Below are 17895 nucleotides of genomic sequence, written 5' to 3' on the forward strand. Positions count from 1 at the left end.
CAGCAGGATGGCCGCCGAAGAGAGCTCCGTGGGTTGCAGGCATCAATATGAACAAATCCATACTTCTCGATGCATGGACATGGCCTGTCTTGCTTAGCCTCTCGGTTGCTCAACTTCAGTCCGCACTGCAAGCGGTTAAGCAACACTGAGATGGCTGTCCTCAGAATCATGCGCACCGCCCAAGACCTGCTCTCTGAACTCAACGCCAGCGACGAGTCGCCCCGCATCGAGGCCAAGCGCGCCCGCGAGGCGGGCAAGTCGATCCTGGAAACGGTGATCGCCTTTGCCAACGAGCCGGGCCTGGGGGGCGGGCATTTGTTGCTGGGGGTGGACTGGGAAGTAAACGACAAGGGCGACACCCGCTACTGGGCGGCGGGCGTGCCCGACCCCGACAAACTGCAGCGCGACCTGGCCACGCAATGTGCGAGCACGCTCAATGTGGCGCTGCGGCCCGAGATGGCGGTGGAGCGGGTGGACGGCCACACCGTGGTGGTGGTGTTCGTGCCCGAGGCCGATGTCAGCCAGAAGCCCATCTACCTGGCGGCCACCGGCTTGCCCAGGGGCGCGTACCGCCGGGTGGGCTCCACCGACCAGCGTTGTGTGGACGAGGATTTGTGGGTGTTGCGCGGCGCCAGCCAGCCGGCATTTGGGCCCGACATGGCGCCCATTGCCGATGCGCGACTGGACGATCTGGACCCGGCAGCCGTGGCCGAATACCGGCGCCTGCGCGCCCTGGCCAACCCGCAGGCCGAAGAGCTGGGTTATGAAAGCGCCGATCTGCTGGAGGCTTTGTCTGCACTGCGCCGGGTGGGCAGCGAGCTCAAGCCCACGCTGGCTGGGCTGGTTTTGTTTGGCAAGACCATGGCCTTGCGCCGCTTGTTCCCCGCGCTGCGGGTGGACTATGTACGGGTGGTGGGCACGCAGTGGGTGGACGACCCGGATGCGCGCTTTCAGTCGGTGGACATTCGGCAGCCGCTGATGCTGGCCCTGCCCAAGGTTGAGGCGGCGATTGTGGATGACTTGCCCAAGGGCTTTCGCCTGCCCGAGGGTGAGTTGCAAAGCCAGCAAACGCCGCTGCTGCCGCGCAAGGTGATTCGCGAGGCGCTGGCCAATGCGGTGATGCATCGCAGCTACCAGGACCACAGCCCGGTGCAGATCGTGCGGTACAGCAATCGCATTGAAATTTTGAATCCGGGCTTTTCGCTCAAAGACATGGGCAGCCTGGGCACACCTGGTTCGCGCCTGCGCAACCCGGCCATTGCGGCGGTGCTGCACGAGATCAACTGGGCGGAAACCAAAGGTTCTGGTATTCGCACCATGCGCCGCTTGGCGGCCGATGCGGGTCTGCCGTTGCCAGAGTTCGCCTCCGACCGGCAGAAAAACGAGTTCAAGACCACGCTGTTTTTACACCACCTGCTGACGGAAGAAGACCACGCATGGCTCAAGTCATTGACCAGCGAGGCATTGTCCGCTGACGAGGCCAAGGCCTTGATTTACGCGCGCGAAACCGGGGCGGTTGACAACACAGCATGTCGGGACTTTTCGGGCTTGGACACGCTTCAAGCCAGCAACGTGTTGCGCCGTTTGCGAGACAGGGGCCTCTTGGAGAAGCAAGGGGCCGGTAACCGGACGCACTACACGCTGAACCACCCTGGTGAGCAGCCAGACCCGCACCCGGAACAGGGCAGGCTGCCCTTGGAAGATGGCAAGCAGCCGGCCGAAGGTGGTAAGCAGGCCCTCGAAGGTGGCAAGCGCAACTTGCCACCTTTGCCAGAATCGCTGGCCAGTCGTCTTCCCAAACAAAGGCAACGCATGTCGACTGCAGCACTCCGGGAGCTCATTTTCGACCTGTGCGGGTGGCATCCGCTCAGAGGTGAAGAGTTGGCGAACCTATTGGGCAAAGACCTGAAATACCTGCGCAATCAGCACTTGTCCGCGCTGATCCAGTCGGGTGCCCTGGTTTTTTTGTATCCCGAGTCACCGAACCACAAGATGCAGGCTTACAAGCTGCCAGCGAACCAGCAGCACAACGCAGACTGATCTCCGGTCTCAACCAGCTTGGGCCTGAACGGTTGGACATTCTCTCCAGGTCTTCGACAGGCTCAGCCCGAACGGTGGATTCAAGTTCGCGCCAGCACCGGCCCCAGCACCCGCCCGGTGTGCGTGTCCAGCCGCACCACCTCATCGGGCGGTGCCGCGGCCACGATCAGGCCGCCGCCGCCGCCGCCTTCGGGGCCGAGGTCGATGATCCAGTCGGCTTCGGCCATCACGTCCAGGTCGTGTTCGATCACGATCACGCTGTGGCCGCCGTCCACCAGGCGGTGCAGCACGCGGATGAGCTTTTCCACGTCGGCCATGTGCAGACCCACGGTGGGTTCGTCGAGCACATACAGCGTGTGCGGCGGCTTCTGGCCGCGGCGGGTGATGTCGTCGCGCACCTTGCTGAGTTCGGTCACCAGCTTGATGCGCTGCGCCTCGCCGCCACTGAGCGTGGGACTGGGCTGGCCCAGCGTGAGGTAACCCAGGCCGACGTCTTTCAGCAACTGCAGCGGGTGGCCGATGCTGGGCATGGCGGCGAAGAAATCGACCGCTTCGTCCACCTCCATCTGCAGCACGTCGCCGATGCTCTTGCCCTTCCAGGTGACGGCCAGGGTCTCGGGGTTGAAGCGCGCGCCGTGGCAGACCTCGCACGGCACCTTCACGTCGGGCAGGAAGCTCATCTCGATGGTGCGCATGCCCTGGCCCTCGCAGCCCGGGCAGCGGCCTTCGCCGGTGTTGAAGCTGAAGCGGCCCGGCCCGTAACCGCGCGCCTTGGCTTCCAGCGTGTCGGCGTACAGCTTGCGCACCGTGTCCCAGAAGCCGATGTAGGTGGCGGGGCAGGAGCGCGGTGTTTTGCCGATCGGCGTCTGGTCCACCTCGAGCACACGGTCCACGGTATCAAAGCCGCTCACGCTGGCGCAGCCCGACCATGCGGGGAACTGGCCCTTGTCCATGGCCTCGCGGCCGGCCCGGGTGCTGCGCTGCGCCACCGCAGCGGCCACGTTGGTCAGCAACACGTCGCGCGCCAGCGTGGACTTGCCGGAGCCCGAAACACCGGTGATGACGACCAGGCGCTGAAGCGGCACGGCGGCGTCGAGCTGGTTGAGGTTGTGCAGTTGGGCACGGTGGACCTGAAGCCAATCACCGGTTCCCGGCGGGGTGACTTCGCGCCGTGGCTGCAGCGGATGTTTCATCGCGTGCAGCAGGTACCGCCCGGTCACCGACTCGGGGTTGGCCGCCAGGTCGTGCACCGTGCCCTGCGCCACCACCCGCCCGCCGCGTTTGCCCGCGCTCGGGCCGATGTCGATGATGTGGTCGGCGCGGCGGATGGTGTCTTCGTCGTGCTCCACCACCACCAGGGTGTTGCCCATGTCGCCGAGCTTGTGCAACGCGTTGAGCAGAATCGCGTTGTCGCGTGCGTGCAGGCCGATCGTGGGCTCGTCGAGCACGTAGCACACGCCCAGCAGGTTGCTGCCGAGCTGTGCCGCCAGGCGGATGCGCTGCGCCTCGCCACCGCTGAGCGTGGGTGCCCCGCGGTCCAGCGTGAGGTAGTTCAGCCCCACCTCTTCCAGGAAGGCCAGGCGGTTTTCGATTTCGGGCAGCAGGTCGCGGGCGATGCCGGTCTCGCGGGTGGACATCACGGCCTCTTTCATGAGACCTTGCACCCACAAACGCACTTCACGCACCGACAAGCGCGCCACATCGGTGATGCCCACGCCGCTGAACTTCACCGCGCGGGCCTGCGCGTTCAGGCGGGTGCCCGCGCAAGCGGGGCAGACCTCGTTCACCAGGTCGTCCACCTCGGGTTCGGCAAAGCTCTGTTCGCGCCCGCGCTCCTTGTCGTCGCGCACCGAGTCGTCGAGCACGCTGCGCTGGTCGCGCGAGAGTTTCAGGCCCGTGCCCACGCAGTCCGGACACCAGCCGTGCTTGCTGTTGTAGGAAAACAGGCGCGGATCGAGTTCGGGGTAGCTGGTGGCGCAGACCGGGCAGGCGCGCGTGGTGGAGAACACCTCCAGCTGGCCCAGTTCGCGCGTCGAACCGCCATCGGCCAGCGCCTGTGCCAGTCCGTCGAGCGGGTGCAGCACATGCACCACGCCCTTGCCGATCTCCAGCGCCTTGGTCAGTTGCTGGCGCAGCGTGGCCTCCTGGTCGGCGTTGACCACGAAGTCGGCCACCGGCAGCTCGATGGTGTGTTCCTTGAAGCGGTCGATGCGCGGAAATCCGGTGGTGGGCAAAAACTCGCCGTCCACGCGCAGATGCGTGTGGCCGCGCGGGCGCGCCCAGTCGGCCAGCTCGGTGTAGACCCCCTTGCGGTTGACCACCAGCGGCGCGAGCAGGCCGATGTGCTGGCCGGCGTGGCGTTTGAGAATGGCCGCGGCGATGCTGTCGGCGCTTTGCGGCATCACGGCTGCGCCGTCGTGCACACAGTGCTGTGTGCCCAGCTTCACATAGAGCAGGCGCAGAAAGTGCCAGACCTCGGTGGTGGTGCCCACCGTGCTCTTGCGCCCGCCGCGCGAGAGCCGCTGCTCGATCGCCACCGTGGGCGGGATGCCGTAGACCGCGTCCACCTCGGGGCGGCCCGCGGGTTGCACGATGCTGCGTGCGTACGCATTGAGGCTCTCCAGGTAACGCCGCTGGCCCTCGTTGAACAGGATGTCGAACGCCAGCGTGGACTTGCCCGAGCCGCTCACGCCCGAGATCACGTTGAACCGGCCGCGCGGAATGTCCACGCTGAGGTTCTTGAGGTTGTGTTCTTTCGCGTTGACGATGCGGATGGCGTTGCCATGCTGGTCGCTGCGGCGGGCGGCGGCGGCCAGACCGCTGGACTGGCCCAGGTAGTCGGCCACGCGGCCTTCGCGCACCGCATGCACCTCGCCCATGGACAGCGCGTAGTCGCGCAAGGCCCTGGCGGTGTGGCTGCTGGCGTGTTCACGCACCTGCTCGGGCGGGCCTTCGGCCACCACCAGACCGCCCGCGTCACCGCCCTCGGGGCCGAGATCGATCAGCCAGTCGGCCGAGCGGATCACGTCCAGGTTGTGCTCGATCACCACCAGCGAGTGCCCGGCGTCGAGCAGCCGGCGCAGGCTGCGCATGAGCTTGGCGATGTCGTCGAAGTGCAGGCCGGTGGTGGGCTCGTCGAACAGGAACAGCGTGCCCTTGCGCGAAAGCGGCTGGCGGCTGGCGCTCGCGCTCTTCGAGGCCTCGGCCAGAAAGCCCGCCAGTTTCAGGCGCTGCGCCTCACCGCCCGAGAGCGTGGGCACGGGCTGGCCGAGCTTCACGTATTCGAGGCCCACGTCCACGATGGGTTGCAGCACACGGATCACCTCGCGGTCGTTCGCGAACAGCGCAGCGGCCTCACTGACCGTGAGGTCGAGCACGTCGGCCACATTGAGCGAACGGGCGCCGCGCTCGATCTTCACTTCCAGTATTTCGGGCCGGTAGCGTTTGCCGTCGCAATCGGGGCAGCGCAGGTACACGTCGCTCAGGAACTGCATCTCCACATGCTCGAAGCCCGAGCCGCCGCAGGTGGGGCAGCGGCCGTCGCCGCTGTTGAAGCTGAACTTGGCGGGCGTGTAGCTGCGCTGGCGAGACAGCGGCGCATCGGCGAACAGCGCGCGGATCGCGTCCCAGGCGCCGACATAGCTCACCGGGTTGGAGCGGGCGGTCTTGCCGATGGGCGACTGGTCGACGAACACCACCTCGCCGAGCTGCTCGGCACCCAGCAACCGGTCATGCGCGCCGGGCGTGTCGGTGGACTTGCCGAAGTGGCGCAACAGCGCGGGCGCCAGCACGTCCTGGATCAGGCTGGACTTGCCCGAGCCCGAGACACCGGTGACCACCACCAGGCGCTGCAGCGGGAACTCGACCGACACGTCTTTCAGGTTGTGCTCGCGCGCGCCTTCCAGGATCAGGCGCGGCGTGCTGTCGGTGACCGCGCGCTTGAAGCCCATGCCGATGGTCTTGCGCGCGCCGAGGTAGGCGCCGGTCAGCGTGTCGGCACTGCGGATCTGCTCGGGTGTGCCGTCGAACACGATCTGCCCGCCGCGCTCACCCGGGCCGGGGCCCATGTCGATCAGCCGGTCGGCGGCCAGCATCACCGCCGGGTCGTGTTCGACCACCACCAGCGTGTTGCCCGCGTCGCGCAGGCGCAGCATGGCATCAACGATGCGCGCCATGTCGCGCGGGTGCAGGCCGATGCTGGGCTCGTCGAGCACGAACAAGGTGTTGACCAGCGAGGTGCCCAGCGCCGTGGTGAGGTTGATGCGCTGCACCTCGCCGCCCGAGAGGGTTCGGCTCTGGCGGTCGAGCGTGAGGTAGCCGATGCCGACCTCGCACAGGTAGCGGATGCGGGTGTTGATTTCGTCGAGCAGCAGTCGCAGCGCCTGCGCCTGTCCGGCGCCTGCGGCATCCGAGCCCGCGGGCACCAGGGTGTCGCCGAGCGAGCCGAAGAACACCCGCAACCGCTCCAGCGGCAACAGCATCAGGTCGTGCAGGCACAGGCCGGGCAGCGCATCGAGCTGCGCGCGGCCCCACTTCACGCCCTGCGGCAGGTAGCGCTTTTCCGGCTTGAGCACCGCGTCGGCCTGCCGCTTGGTGCCCAGGCGCCAGAGCAGGCTGTCGGTCTTGAGGCGCGCGCCATGGCAGCTCGGGCACTCGGTGTAGCTGCGGTACTTGGACAAGAGCACACGGATGTGCATCTTGTAGGCCTTGCTCTCCAGGTACTCGAAGAAACGGTCCACCCCGTACCAGTGCTGGTTCCACTTGCCGTTCCACTGCGGCGAACCGGCGCGGACCCAGTGCTTCTGCTCGTCGGTGAGCTTGACCCAGGGCGTGTCGCGCGGAATGCCGGCGGCCTCGGCGTGGCGCATCATGTCGTCCTGCGCCTCCTTCCAGGCCGGCGTCTGGAACACCTTGATCGCACCCGCACGCAGCGTGAGCTTGTCGTTCGGAATCACCAGCCCGTAGTCCACCCCGATCACCCGCCCGAACCCCCGGCAGGCCTCGCAGGCGCCCACCGCCGAATTGAACGAGAACATCGACGGCGTGGGTTCGCTGTAACGGATGTCGCTCTCGGGGCAATGCAGGCCGGTCGAAAAGCGCCAGATTTCAACCGCCCCCACGCTCCCCGCTTCGCGTGGTTCGCTGCCCCCCGAGTCCAATTGGGGGTCGGATTCCGATTTCAGGGCATAGACCATGAGCTTGCCTCCGCCGCGCTTGAGGCCGACTTCGATGGCCTCCACCACGCGTGCGGGCTCGGTGGTGCCGATGCGGAAGCGGTCGGCCACCACGTCGAGCACCCGGATGGCTTCCATGGGCGCGGCCTTGGCCTTGCCCTTGGTCTTGGCCTTTTCGTCGACCACGGGTGCAGCACGCTGCACCACACGTTCGGCCTGCACCCGCGTGTAGCCGCTGGCCGAGAGCCACTGTTCAATCTCTTCGGGCGTGGTGCTGGCCGGCAACTCCACCGGGAAGGTGACCACCAGCCTCGGATCCCCGCGCTCTCCGGCGCGTTGTTTCAATTCAAGAAAGATCGACTCCGGCGAGTCGTGCCGCACCAGCGCCGCGGTGTCGCGGTCGAACAGCTCGGCGCCGCGCGCGAACAACAGCTTCAGGTGGTCGTTGAGCTCGGTCATGGTGCCGACCGTGGAGCGCGAGCTGCGCACCGGGTTGGTCTGATCGATCGCAATCGCCGGCGGCACCCCCTCGACCCGGTCCACCGCCGGTTTGTCCATGCGGTCCAGGAACTGGCGCGCATAGGCGCTGAAGGTTTCCACGTAGCGGCGCTGACCTTCGGCGAACAGGGTGTCGAACACCAGGCTGGACTTGCCCGAACCGCTCGGTCCGGTGACCACCGTGAGCTCGCCGGTGCGGATGTCCAGGTCGATGTTCTTCAGGTTGTGCTGGCGTGCGCCGCGGATGCGGATGAGCCCGGTGCCACCTTCTGCCGTTCGCACCCGCCCCGCGTCGTCGGACACGGAGGGAATCGGGCCCACAGGCAACTCGGCGGGCAAAAAGGCGTCGGACATGCAGGGGCTCCAGTGGGGGACGCAAAGATTCTACGGAGCAGGGTGACATACCCCCGGCCGTGTACGTCATAACCACAATTTCGCGGATGGCGTGCCTGCCCAGACTGGGCCCAACCCTGGAGACCTACCCATGAAAAGCAACCGCATCTTCCTCTCTGGCCGCATCACCGCGCTGGGCCTCGCCGCCCTCCTGGGCTTCAACGCGCCCGCCTGGGCCCAGCTGCGCATCGGCAACCCGTCGGGCATCACCGGCTCGGTGGCCGCCGGCGTGAAGGAGAACATCGAAGGCGCCAGGCTGTATTTCGATGCGGTCAACGCGCGCGGCGGCGTCAATGGCCAGAAGATCGAGATGCTCTCGGTGGACGACAGGTTCGACCCCAAGGTCACGGTGGAGGTCTCGCGCCGGCTCATCACCGAACAGAAGGTGCTGGCGCTGTTCCTGAACCGCGGCACCCCGCATTCCCAGGCCCTGCTGCCGCTGCTGGCCGAATTCAAGCTGCCGCTGGTGGGCCCGAGCACCGGCGCCATGGTGCTGCACGAACCGGTCAACCCCTGGGTCTTCAACGTGCGTGCCACCTACCAGCGCGAGGCCGCCAAGGCCATCGAACACCTGGCCAGCATCGGCATGACGCGCATCGCGCTGCTGGAGACCGACGACTCCTTCGGTGCGGACTCTGCTGCCGGTGCGCTCAACGGCTTTGCGACTGTCAAGCAGACGCCGGTGCTGCAGGCGAAGTTTCCGCGCGACAAGCCCGACTTCAGCGAACTCGCCGCGCAGGTGACCCGGAGCAACGCGCAGGCGGTGATGGTGATCGGCTCGGCCGGCAACACCGCCAACGGCGTCAAGGCCTTGCGTGCTGCGGGCTCGCGGGCGCAGGTGGTGACCCTGTCGAACAACGCGTCGGATGGCTTCATCAAGCTGCTGGGCGAACACGCGCGCGGCGTGATCGTGACCCAGGTCTTCCCCAACGAACGCTCGGTGGCCTACCCGCTGATCAAGGAAGCGCAGGACCTGGCCAGGGCCAAGGGTCTGGACGGTGTCTCGCCCGCCATGATGGAAGGCTTCGCCGCTGCGAAGGTGATGACCGAGGGCCTGCGCCGCGCCGGCCCGAACCCGACGCCGGTGGCCCTGCGCGATGCCCTCGAAGGCATGCGCAACCACGACATCGGCGGCCTGCAGATCAGCTACAGCCCCACCGATCACACCGGCCTCGATTTCTCCGACCTGTCGATCGTGAACGCCTCCGGCAAGTTCATGCGCTGAAACAAGGATCCCCCCGATGCGCCTGCGGTGCCTTCCCCTCAAGGGGCGACACCTGCGGCCCGGCAAACCCGGCTCTGCGGTGTTCCGGGTGGGGTGGCTTGCACCCGTTGAGCTTGGTGACCCTCAGGATTTCACGATCAGCACGGGTATCTTCGCGTGGGTCAGCACCTTCTGCGCCACGCTGCCCAGGATCAGCGCCTTCACGCCCTGGCGACCGTGCGAGCCCATCACGATCAGGTCGCAGCCTTCGGCCTCGGCCGTTTCGATGATGCCTTCATAGACCACGTTGCGTTCGATGGTGTCGCCCGCGAACGGGACACCTTCGGCCGCGCAGGCCAGGCGCGCAGCGTCCAGCGCCACGCCGGCCGCGGCCTTGGCTTCGGTCAGGTAGGCCTGCAGACCGATGGCCGAAGCGTCCCCGATGCCGATGTAGGGAAACGGGTCGATCACATAAACGCCCACCACCTCTGCGTTCTGGCTCTTGGCCAGTTGCACGGCGGCTCGGGTCGCAAAGGCGCCGAGTTCGGATCCGTCGGTGGGCAGCAAGATTTTCTTGAACATGGTCGTTTTCCTCCGGGTGTTGGGTTGACAGGTCCGCGCGGGCGGCAGCGTTCCATCGTAGGAAGGACCGGGCCGGCAGGCCTTGCGTCAGATCAAGCCGGGGCCGATTCCTGCGGGGAGGCCGCGGGCCGCACGTCCACCGCACAGTACTTCAGTTCGGCGATCTTGCCCACCGGGTCCAGCGCCGGGTTGGTGAGCAGGTTGGCCGCGGCTTCGGCGTAGGCAAACGGAATGAAGGCCGTGTCCAGCGGCATGGCGTCGTCCAGCCGCACCGGCAGCGCCAACCCACCCCGGCGCGAACGCACACCGGCCAGCGCGCCGGCAGCCAGCCCGAGGCGCTGCGCGGTCTGCGGGTGCAGGCTCACCACCGGCCCGGGCTCCAGGGCATCGAGCACACCGCTGCGGCGCGTCATGCTGCCGGTGTGCCAGTGCTCCAGCTGGCGCCCGGTGATCAGCACCAGCGGGTACTCGGCGTCGGGCAGCTCGGCCGGGGGCGTCACGCTGGCACCGACCAGCGTGGCGCGCCCGCTGGCGGTGGGAAACCCGTCGGTGAACACCACCGGGTGGCCCGGGTCGTTCTCGCTGGCCACCGGGTAGGTCACCGCGCCTTCGCGCTGCAGGCGCGCCCACGACAGACCCGCGATGCTGGGCATCAGGGCGCGCATTTCTTCAAACACCGCGCCGATGCCGCAGAGGGCATCGGCGCCCGCCGTGCCGTCGGCGGCCACGCCGTAGCGCCAGTCGAGTCCGAGCCGGCGCGCCAGCTGTTCGGTGATCCAGGCGTCGGCCCTGGCCTCGCCCGGGGCCTGCACGGCCGGGCGCCCGAGCTGCACGCAGCGGTCGGTGTTGGTCACGCTGCCGGTTTTTTCGGGCCAGGCGGTGGCGGGCAGCACCACATCGGCCAGGCTCGCGGTCTCGGTCAGAAAGATGTCCTGCACCACCAGATGGTCCAGCCCCGCGAGCGCTTCGCGCGCATGGGTCGCGTCGGGATCGCTCATGGCCGGGTTCTCGCCCTGGATCACCATGGCGCGGATCTCGCGCCGGCGCGCGGCGTTGATGATCTCCACCACGGTCAGGCCGGCCTCGCTGCGCAGCGTGCCGGCTGGCAGGCGCCACAGCTGCTCGGCCTTCTCGCGGGCGTGCGGATCGCTCACCCGCTGGTAGTCGGGCAGCACCATCGGGATCAGGCCCGCGTCGCTGGCGCCCTGCACGTTGTTCTGGCCGCGCAGCGGATGCAGGCCGGTGCCGGGGCGGCCGATCTGTCCGGTGATCAGCGAGAGTGCGATCAGGCAGCGCGCGTTGTCGGTGCCGTGCGTGTGCTGGCTGATGCCCATGCCCCAGAGGATCATGCTGTTGCCCGCCGTGGCATAGGCCCGTGCCACCTCGCGCAGCGTGGCTGCCTCGATGCCGCAGACCGGCGCCATGACCTCGGGGGAGAAGTCCACCAGGTGCGCCTTGAGCTGCGCGAAGTCGAGCGTGTGGGCTTCGATGTAGGCCGGGTCGGTGAGGCCTTCGAACACGATGGTGTGCAGCAGCGCATTGAGCAGGGCCACGTCGGTACCCGACTTGAAGCCCAGGTGCTTCCAGCTGTGGCGCGCGAGTTCGGTGCGGCGCGGATCGGCCAGCACCAGTTTCATGCCTCGCTTGACCGCGTTCTTGATCCAGGTCGCACCGACCGGGTGGTTCTGTGCCGGATTGGCGCCGATCAGCAGCACGAAGTCGGCGTGCTGCACGTCGCGCAACGGGTTGGTCACCACGGCCGAGCCCAGGCCTTCCATGAGCGCGGCCACGCTGGACGCGTGGCACAGGCGGGTGCAGTGGTCCACGTTGTGCGTGTCGAACGCGGTGCGGATCAGTTTCTGGAACAGGTAGGCCTCTTCGTTCGTGCCCTTGGCCGAACCGAAACCGGCCACCGGGCCCTGGCGGCCGCGTGCGGTGGTGCTGGCCATCGCCCGCTTCAAGCCGCTGGCGGCGGCGTCCAGCGCCTCGTCCCAGCTGGCTTCGCGAAACAGCTCGCGCCAGTGGCGGTGCATCACCGCGTGCGGGTCTTTGGGCGCATCGGCACGGCGGATCAAGGGGCGCGTGAGCCGCTCGGGGCTGTGCGCATAGTCAAAGCCGAAGCGGCCCTTGACGCACAGCCGGCCTTCGTTGGCCGGACCGGCGATGCCCTCGACATGTTCGATCTTCCCGTCCGTGACGTGGTAGGTGAGCTGACAGCCCACGCCGCAGAACGGGCAGACCGAATCGACCTGCCGGTCTGAAGCCTTCGCGTACGCGCCGTTGGCCGGTGCGATCGCGCCCGTGGGGCAGGCCTGCACACACTCCCCACAGGCCACGCAGGTGCTCGCGCCCATCGGGTCGTTCTGGTCGAACACGATCTGCGCCTGGCCGCCGCGAAACGCCAGACCCAGCACGTCGTTGCCCTGCGTCTCGCGGCAGGCGCGGATGCAGCGCGTGCACTGGATGCAGGCATCGAGGTTGACGGTCATGGCCGGGTGGGACGTGTCAGCACCCCACCGCTCGGTCTGAGCCAATATCCGTTCGGGCTGAGCCAATATCCGCTCGGGCTGAGCCTGTCGAAGCCCCGCCGAGGTTTTGGGGAGCCCTTCGACAGGCTCAGGGCGAACGGGATGGTGGGTGCGCAAGGGGAAACGCCCTTTTTGTGCACCGGCAACCTGCGCCCAGTACGCCAGCTCGCTGTCGTGTTTGAGCGCCGCCGTGTCGGGCGCGTCCGACAACAACAGCTCCAGCACCGTCTTCTGCGCGGCCGCAGCACGCGCACTGTCGGTGCTCACCACCATGCCCGGTGTGGGCGCGCGGCAGCACGAAGGCGCCAGCACCCGCTCGCCCTCGATCTCCACCACGCAGACGCGGCAATTGCCGGGGCTGCGCAGACCGTCCTGGTGGCACAGGTGCGGCACCGTCACGCCGGCGCGCTGTGCGGCCTTGAGCAGCGTCTCGCCGGGCGCCGCTTCCACCGCACGCCCGTTGAGCGTGAACCCGATCGGCGCCGCGTCCTGCGGCACATCGTTGGTCTTCATGCACCCACCTCGTGAGGAAAGAACCGCAGCACGCTGTCCACCGGGTTGGGTGCTGCCTGGCCCAGGCCGCAGATGCTGGCGTCGCGCATCACCTGCGAGAGTTCTGCCAGCAGGGCAGCGTCCCACACCGGCGCCTGCATGAGTTGCACCGCCTTGGTGGTGCCGGCGCGGCAGGGCGTGCACTGGCCGCAGGACTCGTGCTCGAAAAAGCGCATCAGGTTCAGCGCTGCGTCGCGCGCCCGGTCGTTCTGGCCCAGCACCACCACGGCCATCGACCCGACGAAGGCGCCGTGTTCGCTCAGGGTGTCGAAGTCCAGCGGCACGTCGGCCAGCGCGGCGGGCAGGATGCCGCCGGAGGCGCCGCCGGGCAGGAACGCGTAGAGCGTGTGGCCATCGGCCATGCCGCCGGCGTGCTCCATGACCAGCTCGCGCAAGGTGATGCCGGCCGGCGCCAGGTACACGCCCGGGCGCTTCACCCGGCCCGACACCGAAAAACGGCGCAGGCCGTTGCGCCCCGCGCGTCCGTGCGAAGCCAGCCAGGCGCCGCCGTGCGCCAGGATCTCGGGCAACCACCACAAGGTCTCGGGGTTGTGCGCCAGCGTGGGTCGGCCAAAGACACCATGGAACGCCACGATCGGCGGCTTCAGGCGCGGCAGTCCGCGCCGGCCTTCGACCGACTCGATCAGCGCCGACTCTTCGCCGCAGATGTAGGCGCCCGCGCCACGACGCAACTCGATGCGTGGTGGCCGGTAGCCCGGGTATTGCGCAGCCAGCGCCTGCAGGCGCGCATCGAGCGCGGTGAGCTCGCGCTGCAGCAGCCGGCGTGCGTCGTGGTACTCGTCGCGCAGGTAGAGCCAGACATGCTCGATGCCGACCACCTGCGCGGCGATCAGCAGGCCCTCGAGCACCTGTGGCGCGCCGGCCTGCGCGCTGGTGAGCAGGTGGCCGTCCTTGAAGGTGCCGACTTCGCCCTCGTCGATGTTGACCACCATGTGGCGCGGGCCGGCCTGGGTTCGCACCGTCTCCCACTTGCGCCAGGCCGGAAAGCCCGCGCCGCCCAGGCCACGCAGGTGGGAGGCCTTGAGTTCGGCCAGCACCGCGTCGGCACTGAGCTCGCCCGACAGCAGGCGCTGCAGTTGATGGAGTCCGGACGCCTCGGGCACCGGCAGCTCGCGCGGGCCGGTGTCGCCACTGGCCAGCAAAGCCTGCACCGCGTCGACCGTGGCATGGGGCAACTGGCGCTGGCCCACGCAGGCCGCCGGCGCACGGTGGCACTGACCGATGCAGGGCGCGGGCTGCACGCGCACAGACGCGTCGTTGGCCAGCGCGGCCTGCAGATCGTGCATCAACGTGGCACTGCCGGCCATGGAGCACGAGAGGCTGTCGCAGACGCGGACCACGGTGGCGGGCACGGCCGCGTCGTCGTCCACGATCTCGAAGTGGTGGTAGAAGCTCGCGACCTCGAACACCTCGACCTGGCTCAGGCGCAGGCGCTCGGCCAGCGCGGCCAGGTGGCCGTGGCGCAAGGCCCCCTCGGCATCCTGCAGCCGGTGCAGGTGTTCGATCAGCAGATCGGTGCGTGGCGCAAGACCCTCGCACAGCGCGGCCACGCGTTCGCGCGCCTGCGGCGAGGTCTGGCGGCCCTTGGGCGTGTGGCGGGGCGCGCCGCGGCGAACGGCGCCCACGGGGCGGATGGGGATCACGGTGCTCATGGGCGCAGACTAGCACCGGCGCGCGGTTCTAATATGTTTTTCATTGCATGAAGCCGGAGCCGAACCCCATGCTGCGCATCACCCTGCAACCCCGTTGGCACATTGGCCAGGACGGCGGCCTCGCGCTCGACGCCAACACCTTGCTGCAGTTGCTGGCCGCGGTGCAGGCCTCGGGCAGCATCGCGCAGGCGGGCCGCGAGCTCGGCCTGTCGTACCGCCACGCCTGGGGACTGCTGCAACAGGCCGAACAGCTGTTCGGGCAGGCGCTGCTGGTGCGTGGCCGGGGCCAGGGCTCGGCACTGACCGAACTGGGCACCAAACTGATCTGGGCCGATGCGCGCATCGGCGCGCGGCTGCAACCGCTGCTGGAGTCCCTGGCCTCGGAACTCGAGGGCGAGCTGGGCCGGGTGCAGCGCCGCCAGCGCGCGGTGCCGCGCCTGCACGCCAGCCACGGGTTTGCCGTGGCGGCGCTGCGCGAGCAGCTCGCCGCGCGCCAGGTGGCGGTGGAACTGCGCTACCGCAACAGCCTGGAGGCGGTGGCCGCGCTGTCGCAGGGCGACTGCGAACTGGCGGGCTTTCATGTGCCGCTGGGCGAGTTCGAGGCCGCGGCGGCGCAACGCTTTCTCGCCTGGCTCAAACGCGACCAGCACCTGCTGGTGCACCTGGCGGTGCGCACCCAGGGCCTGTTCTGCGCCGCGGGCAACCCGAAAGGCATCCAGGGGCTGCACGACCTCAGGCGGCGCTCGCTGCGCTTCGTCAACCGCCCGGAAGGTTCGGGCACCCGGGTGCTGACCGAGCTGCTGCTGCAGCGCCATGGCATCGAAGCGCGGACGGTGGCCGGCTTCGACAACACCGAACTGACCCACGCCGGCGTCGCGGCCTATGTGGCCAGCGGCATGGCCGATGTGGGCATCGGCGTGCAGACCGCCGCCGACCGCTTCGGCCTGCATTTCATTCCGCTGCTCAAGGAGCGCTATTTCTTCGCCATGCCACCCGACGCGATGGAGCGCAGCGAACTGCGCCCGGTGCTCGCGGTGCTGCGCTCGCCTGCGTTCCGTGCGCGCGTGGCGGCGCTGCGCGGCTACGAGGCGGCGAACACCGGACAGGTGATGGCGGTGGCCGAGGCCTTCGCCGGCTGAATCAGTCCCCGCACACGCCGGCGCGCTCGAGCATGGCGTGCAGCAGCACATTGCAGCCGGCGGTGATGTGCGCGGGCTTCGCGTCTTCGATCTCGTTGTGGCTGATGCCGTCCTTGCAGGGAATGAAGATCATGCCCGCCGGTGCGAGCTGGCCGGCGTAGATCGCGTCGTGCCCTGCGCCCGACACCACCGGCATGTGGCTCAGGCCGAGCTGCCCGGCGGCGCGCTGCACGGCCTGCACGCAGCCGCCATCGAACGGCTGCGCCGCGTAGCTCGACACCAGCTCGATATGGATGGACATGCCGGTCTCGACCTCGAGACGGGCCGCCAGGGCGCGCACCTCGTCAACCTGCCGGTCGACCAGCGCATCGGTGCTGTTGCGCAGGTCCATGGAAAACTTCACCCGGCCGGGAATCACGTTGCGGCTGTTGGGATGCACCTGCACCATGCCCACGGTGCCGCGCCCGTGCGGGCCGTGGCGCAGCGCCGAGGCCACCACCTCCTGCATCAGCTGCGTGGCCACCTGCAGCGCGTCGCGCCGCAAGGCCATGGGCGTGGGACCGGCGTGTGCCTCCATGCCGGTCACGGTGCAGTCGAACCAGCGGATGCCGAGCACGCCCTGCACCACACCAATGGTGACGTCGGCGTCTTCGAGCACCGGGCCTTGTTCGATGTGGGCCTCGAAATAGGAACCGATGGGATGGTCGCCGGGCTCCTGGTCGCCGATGTAGCCGATGCGTTCGAGCTCCTCGCGCACGCTCCTGCCCTCGGTGTCCCGGGCGGCATAGGCATGGTCCAGCGTGAAGGCCCCGGCAAACACGCCCGAGCCCATCATCACCGGCACAAAGCGCGAACCCTCTTCGTTGGTCCAGAAGGCCACCTCGATCGGCGCCTCGGTCTCGATGCCGTGGTCGTTGAGCGTGCGCACCACCTCGATGCCGGCGAGCACGCCGTAGTTGCCGTCGAACTTTCCGCCGGTGGGCTGGGTGTCGATGTGGCTGCCGGTCATGACCGGGGGCAGCGACGGATCGCGCCCGGGCCGGCGCATGAAGACGTTGCCGATCTTGTCGACGGTCACGCTCATGCCGGCCTCCCGCGCCCAGCGGGTGACGAGGTCGCGGCCCTGGCGGTCGAGGTCGGTCAGCGCCAGGCGGCACACGCCACCCTTGGGCGTGGCACCGATCTGTGCAAGCTCCATCAGCGAAGCCCAGAGGCGGTCTCCGTCGATGCGCAAGGCGGTGCTGCGGCTGGAAGGCAGGGTTGTGGTGCAGGTGTTCATGGCGGTTCGGTTTCAGGCTCGGGGTTGTCACGGTAGGCGGCGAAGGCATCGCGCAGGCGCCGCCCGCGCACCGGCGTGTCGACCAGCGAGCGTTCGAGCTCCACCAGGTGCCGGCGCATTTCGGCCGCGGCGGGGGCGCTGCCCCGCGCCAGTGCATCGATCAGGTCGACATGGCGGTGTGCCACGCAGACCTGCCCGCCACCGACCTTGAAGCGCGCCATCAGCAGCGAGGTGGTGGGCAGCAGGCCGTTGAGCAGCCGTCCAAACACGGGGTTGCCGTGCATGCGTGTGAGGGCGTGGTGAAACTCGCCCGACAGGCGGATGGCCTCTGCCCGGTCAACACGCTGGTCGGCGGATTGCTCGGCCTGGGCGACCGCACGCAACTCGGCCAGCTGTTCTGCCGTGAGCCGGCCACCGAGGCGGCGTGCCACCTCGCATTCGACGATGCGGCGCGCCTCGAACACGTGCACCGCGTCTTCCAGGCTGGGCAGCGGAACACGCGCCCCCCGGTTGTGTCGCAGCTCGATCACCTGGTCTTGCGCGAGCCGCTGCAGGGCCTGACGCACCACCGTGCGCGAAACCTTGAACTCGGTTGCCATCTCGGCTTCGCGCAGCCATTCGCCCGGCGCCAGCCGGTGTTCGAGCACCGCGAGGTAGATGGCCTCGTACACCCGGTCGGTCGCGGTACCGTCGGGATCGATGGATGGAGCCGGGGAAGGCCGTTCGGGGTTCATGCGTCAACATTGGAACAGGCCCTGCGGCCCGCCACCAACCGGGGATTTCCACGACGCACGATGGTCTTGCCCGGACCTCCCGGACCGGGCGCTTCGACG

The 17895-nt window shown here is 68.4% G+C and carries 9 protein-coding genes; 3 read left to right on the plus strand and 6 right to left on the minus strand.

Features of this window, described 5'->3' with window-relative positions; translation table 11 throughout:
- The first annotated feature begins 150 nt into the window (after positions 1–150).
- Positions 151–2040 carry an ATP-binding protein gene (locus tag QUV35_RS11620; protein ID WP_300873911.1) on the plus strand — a complete coding sequence of 630 codons (1890 nt, stop codon included), beginning with the start codon at positions 151–153 and terminating at the stop codon, positions 2038–2040.
- Between the two features lie 80 nt (positions 2041–2120).
- Here the strand turns inward: QUV35_RS11620 and uvrA are convergent, their stop codons facing one another.
- Positions 2121–8066 (minus strand): excinuclease ABC subunit UvrA, encoded by a 5946-nt coding sequence (gene uvrA, locus QUV35_RS11625; RefSeq protein WP_300873915.1) that lies wholly within the window; start codon positions 8064–8066, stop codon positions 2121–2123.
- A 130-nt stretch (positions 8067–8196) separates the two neighbouring features.
- Between uvrA and QUV35_RS11630 the strand changes: the two genes are divergently transcribed.
- Positions 8197–9330 (plus strand): ABC transporter substrate-binding protein, encoded by a 1134-nt coding sequence (locus QUV35_RS11630; RefSeq protein ID WP_300873918.1) that lies wholly within the window; start codon positions 8197–8199, stop codon positions 9328–9330.
- 123 nt (positions 9331–9453) lie between these two features.
- Here the strand turns inward: QUV35_RS11630 and QUV35_RS11635 are convergent, their stop codons facing one another.
- The 3 genes from QUV35_RS11635 to QUV35_RS11645 all read right to left on the minus strand — a co-directional run bounded on the left by QUV35_RS11635 (position 9454) and on the right by QUV35_RS11645 (position 14644).
- Positions 9454–9891 carry a universal stress protein gene (locus QUV35_RS11635; RefSeq protein ID WP_300873920.1) on the minus strand — a complete coding sequence of 146 codons (438 nt, stop codon included), beginning with the start codon at positions 9889–9891 and terminating at the stop codon, positions 9454–9456.
- 92 nt (positions 9892–9983) lie between these two features.
- On the minus strand, positions 9984–12932 hold the full coding sequence (locus tag QUV35_RS11640; protein WP_300873923.1) for a molybdopterin-dependent oxidoreductase: 2949 nt from the start codon (positions 12930–12932) through the stop codon (positions 9984–9986).
- Positions 12929–14644: an NADH-ubiquinone oxidoreductase-F iron-sulfur binding region domain-containing protein gene (locus QUV35_RS11645; protein ID WP_300873925.1), complete on the minus strand. Its 1716-nt coding sequence runs from the start codon at positions 14642–14644 to the stop codon at positions 12929–12931. Before QUV35_RS11645 ends, QUV35_RS11640 begins: the two co-directional genes overlap by 4 nt.
- A 68-nt stretch (positions 14645–14712) precedes the next feature.
- On the opposite strand from QUV35_RS11645, the gene QUV35_RS11650 reads away from it, so the two are divergent.
- Positions 14713–15783, plus strand: a complete 1071-nt coding sequence (locus tag QUV35_RS11650; protein ID WP_300873928.1) for a substrate-binding domain-containing protein — start codon at positions 14713–14715, stop codon at positions 15781–15783.
- Position 15784: 1 nt separating this feature from the next.
- On the opposite strand, the gene QUV35_RS11655 is transcribed toward QUV35_RS11650, so the two are convergent.
- Complete coding sequence (locus QUV35_RS11655; protein WP_300873931.1) at positions 15785–17062, minus strand: Zn-dependent hydrolase; 1278 nt, start codon at positions 17060–17062, stop codon at positions 15785–15787.
- A complete protein-coding gene (locus QUV35_RS11660) occupies positions 17059–17796 on the minus strand; it encodes a GntR family transcriptional regulator (protein ID WP_300873933.1) in 738 nt (245 codons plus the stop codon). The genes QUV35_RS11655 and QUV35_RS11660 overlap by 4 nt, the downstream gene beginning before the upstream one ends.
- Between the last annotated feature and the right edge of the window lie 99 nt (positions 17797–17895).

Source organism: Hydrogenophaga sp. (assembly GCF_030373225.1).
Classification (GTDB): domain Bacteria; phylum Pseudomonadota; class Gammaproteobacteria; order Burkholderiales; family Burkholderiaceae_C; genus Hydrogenophaga.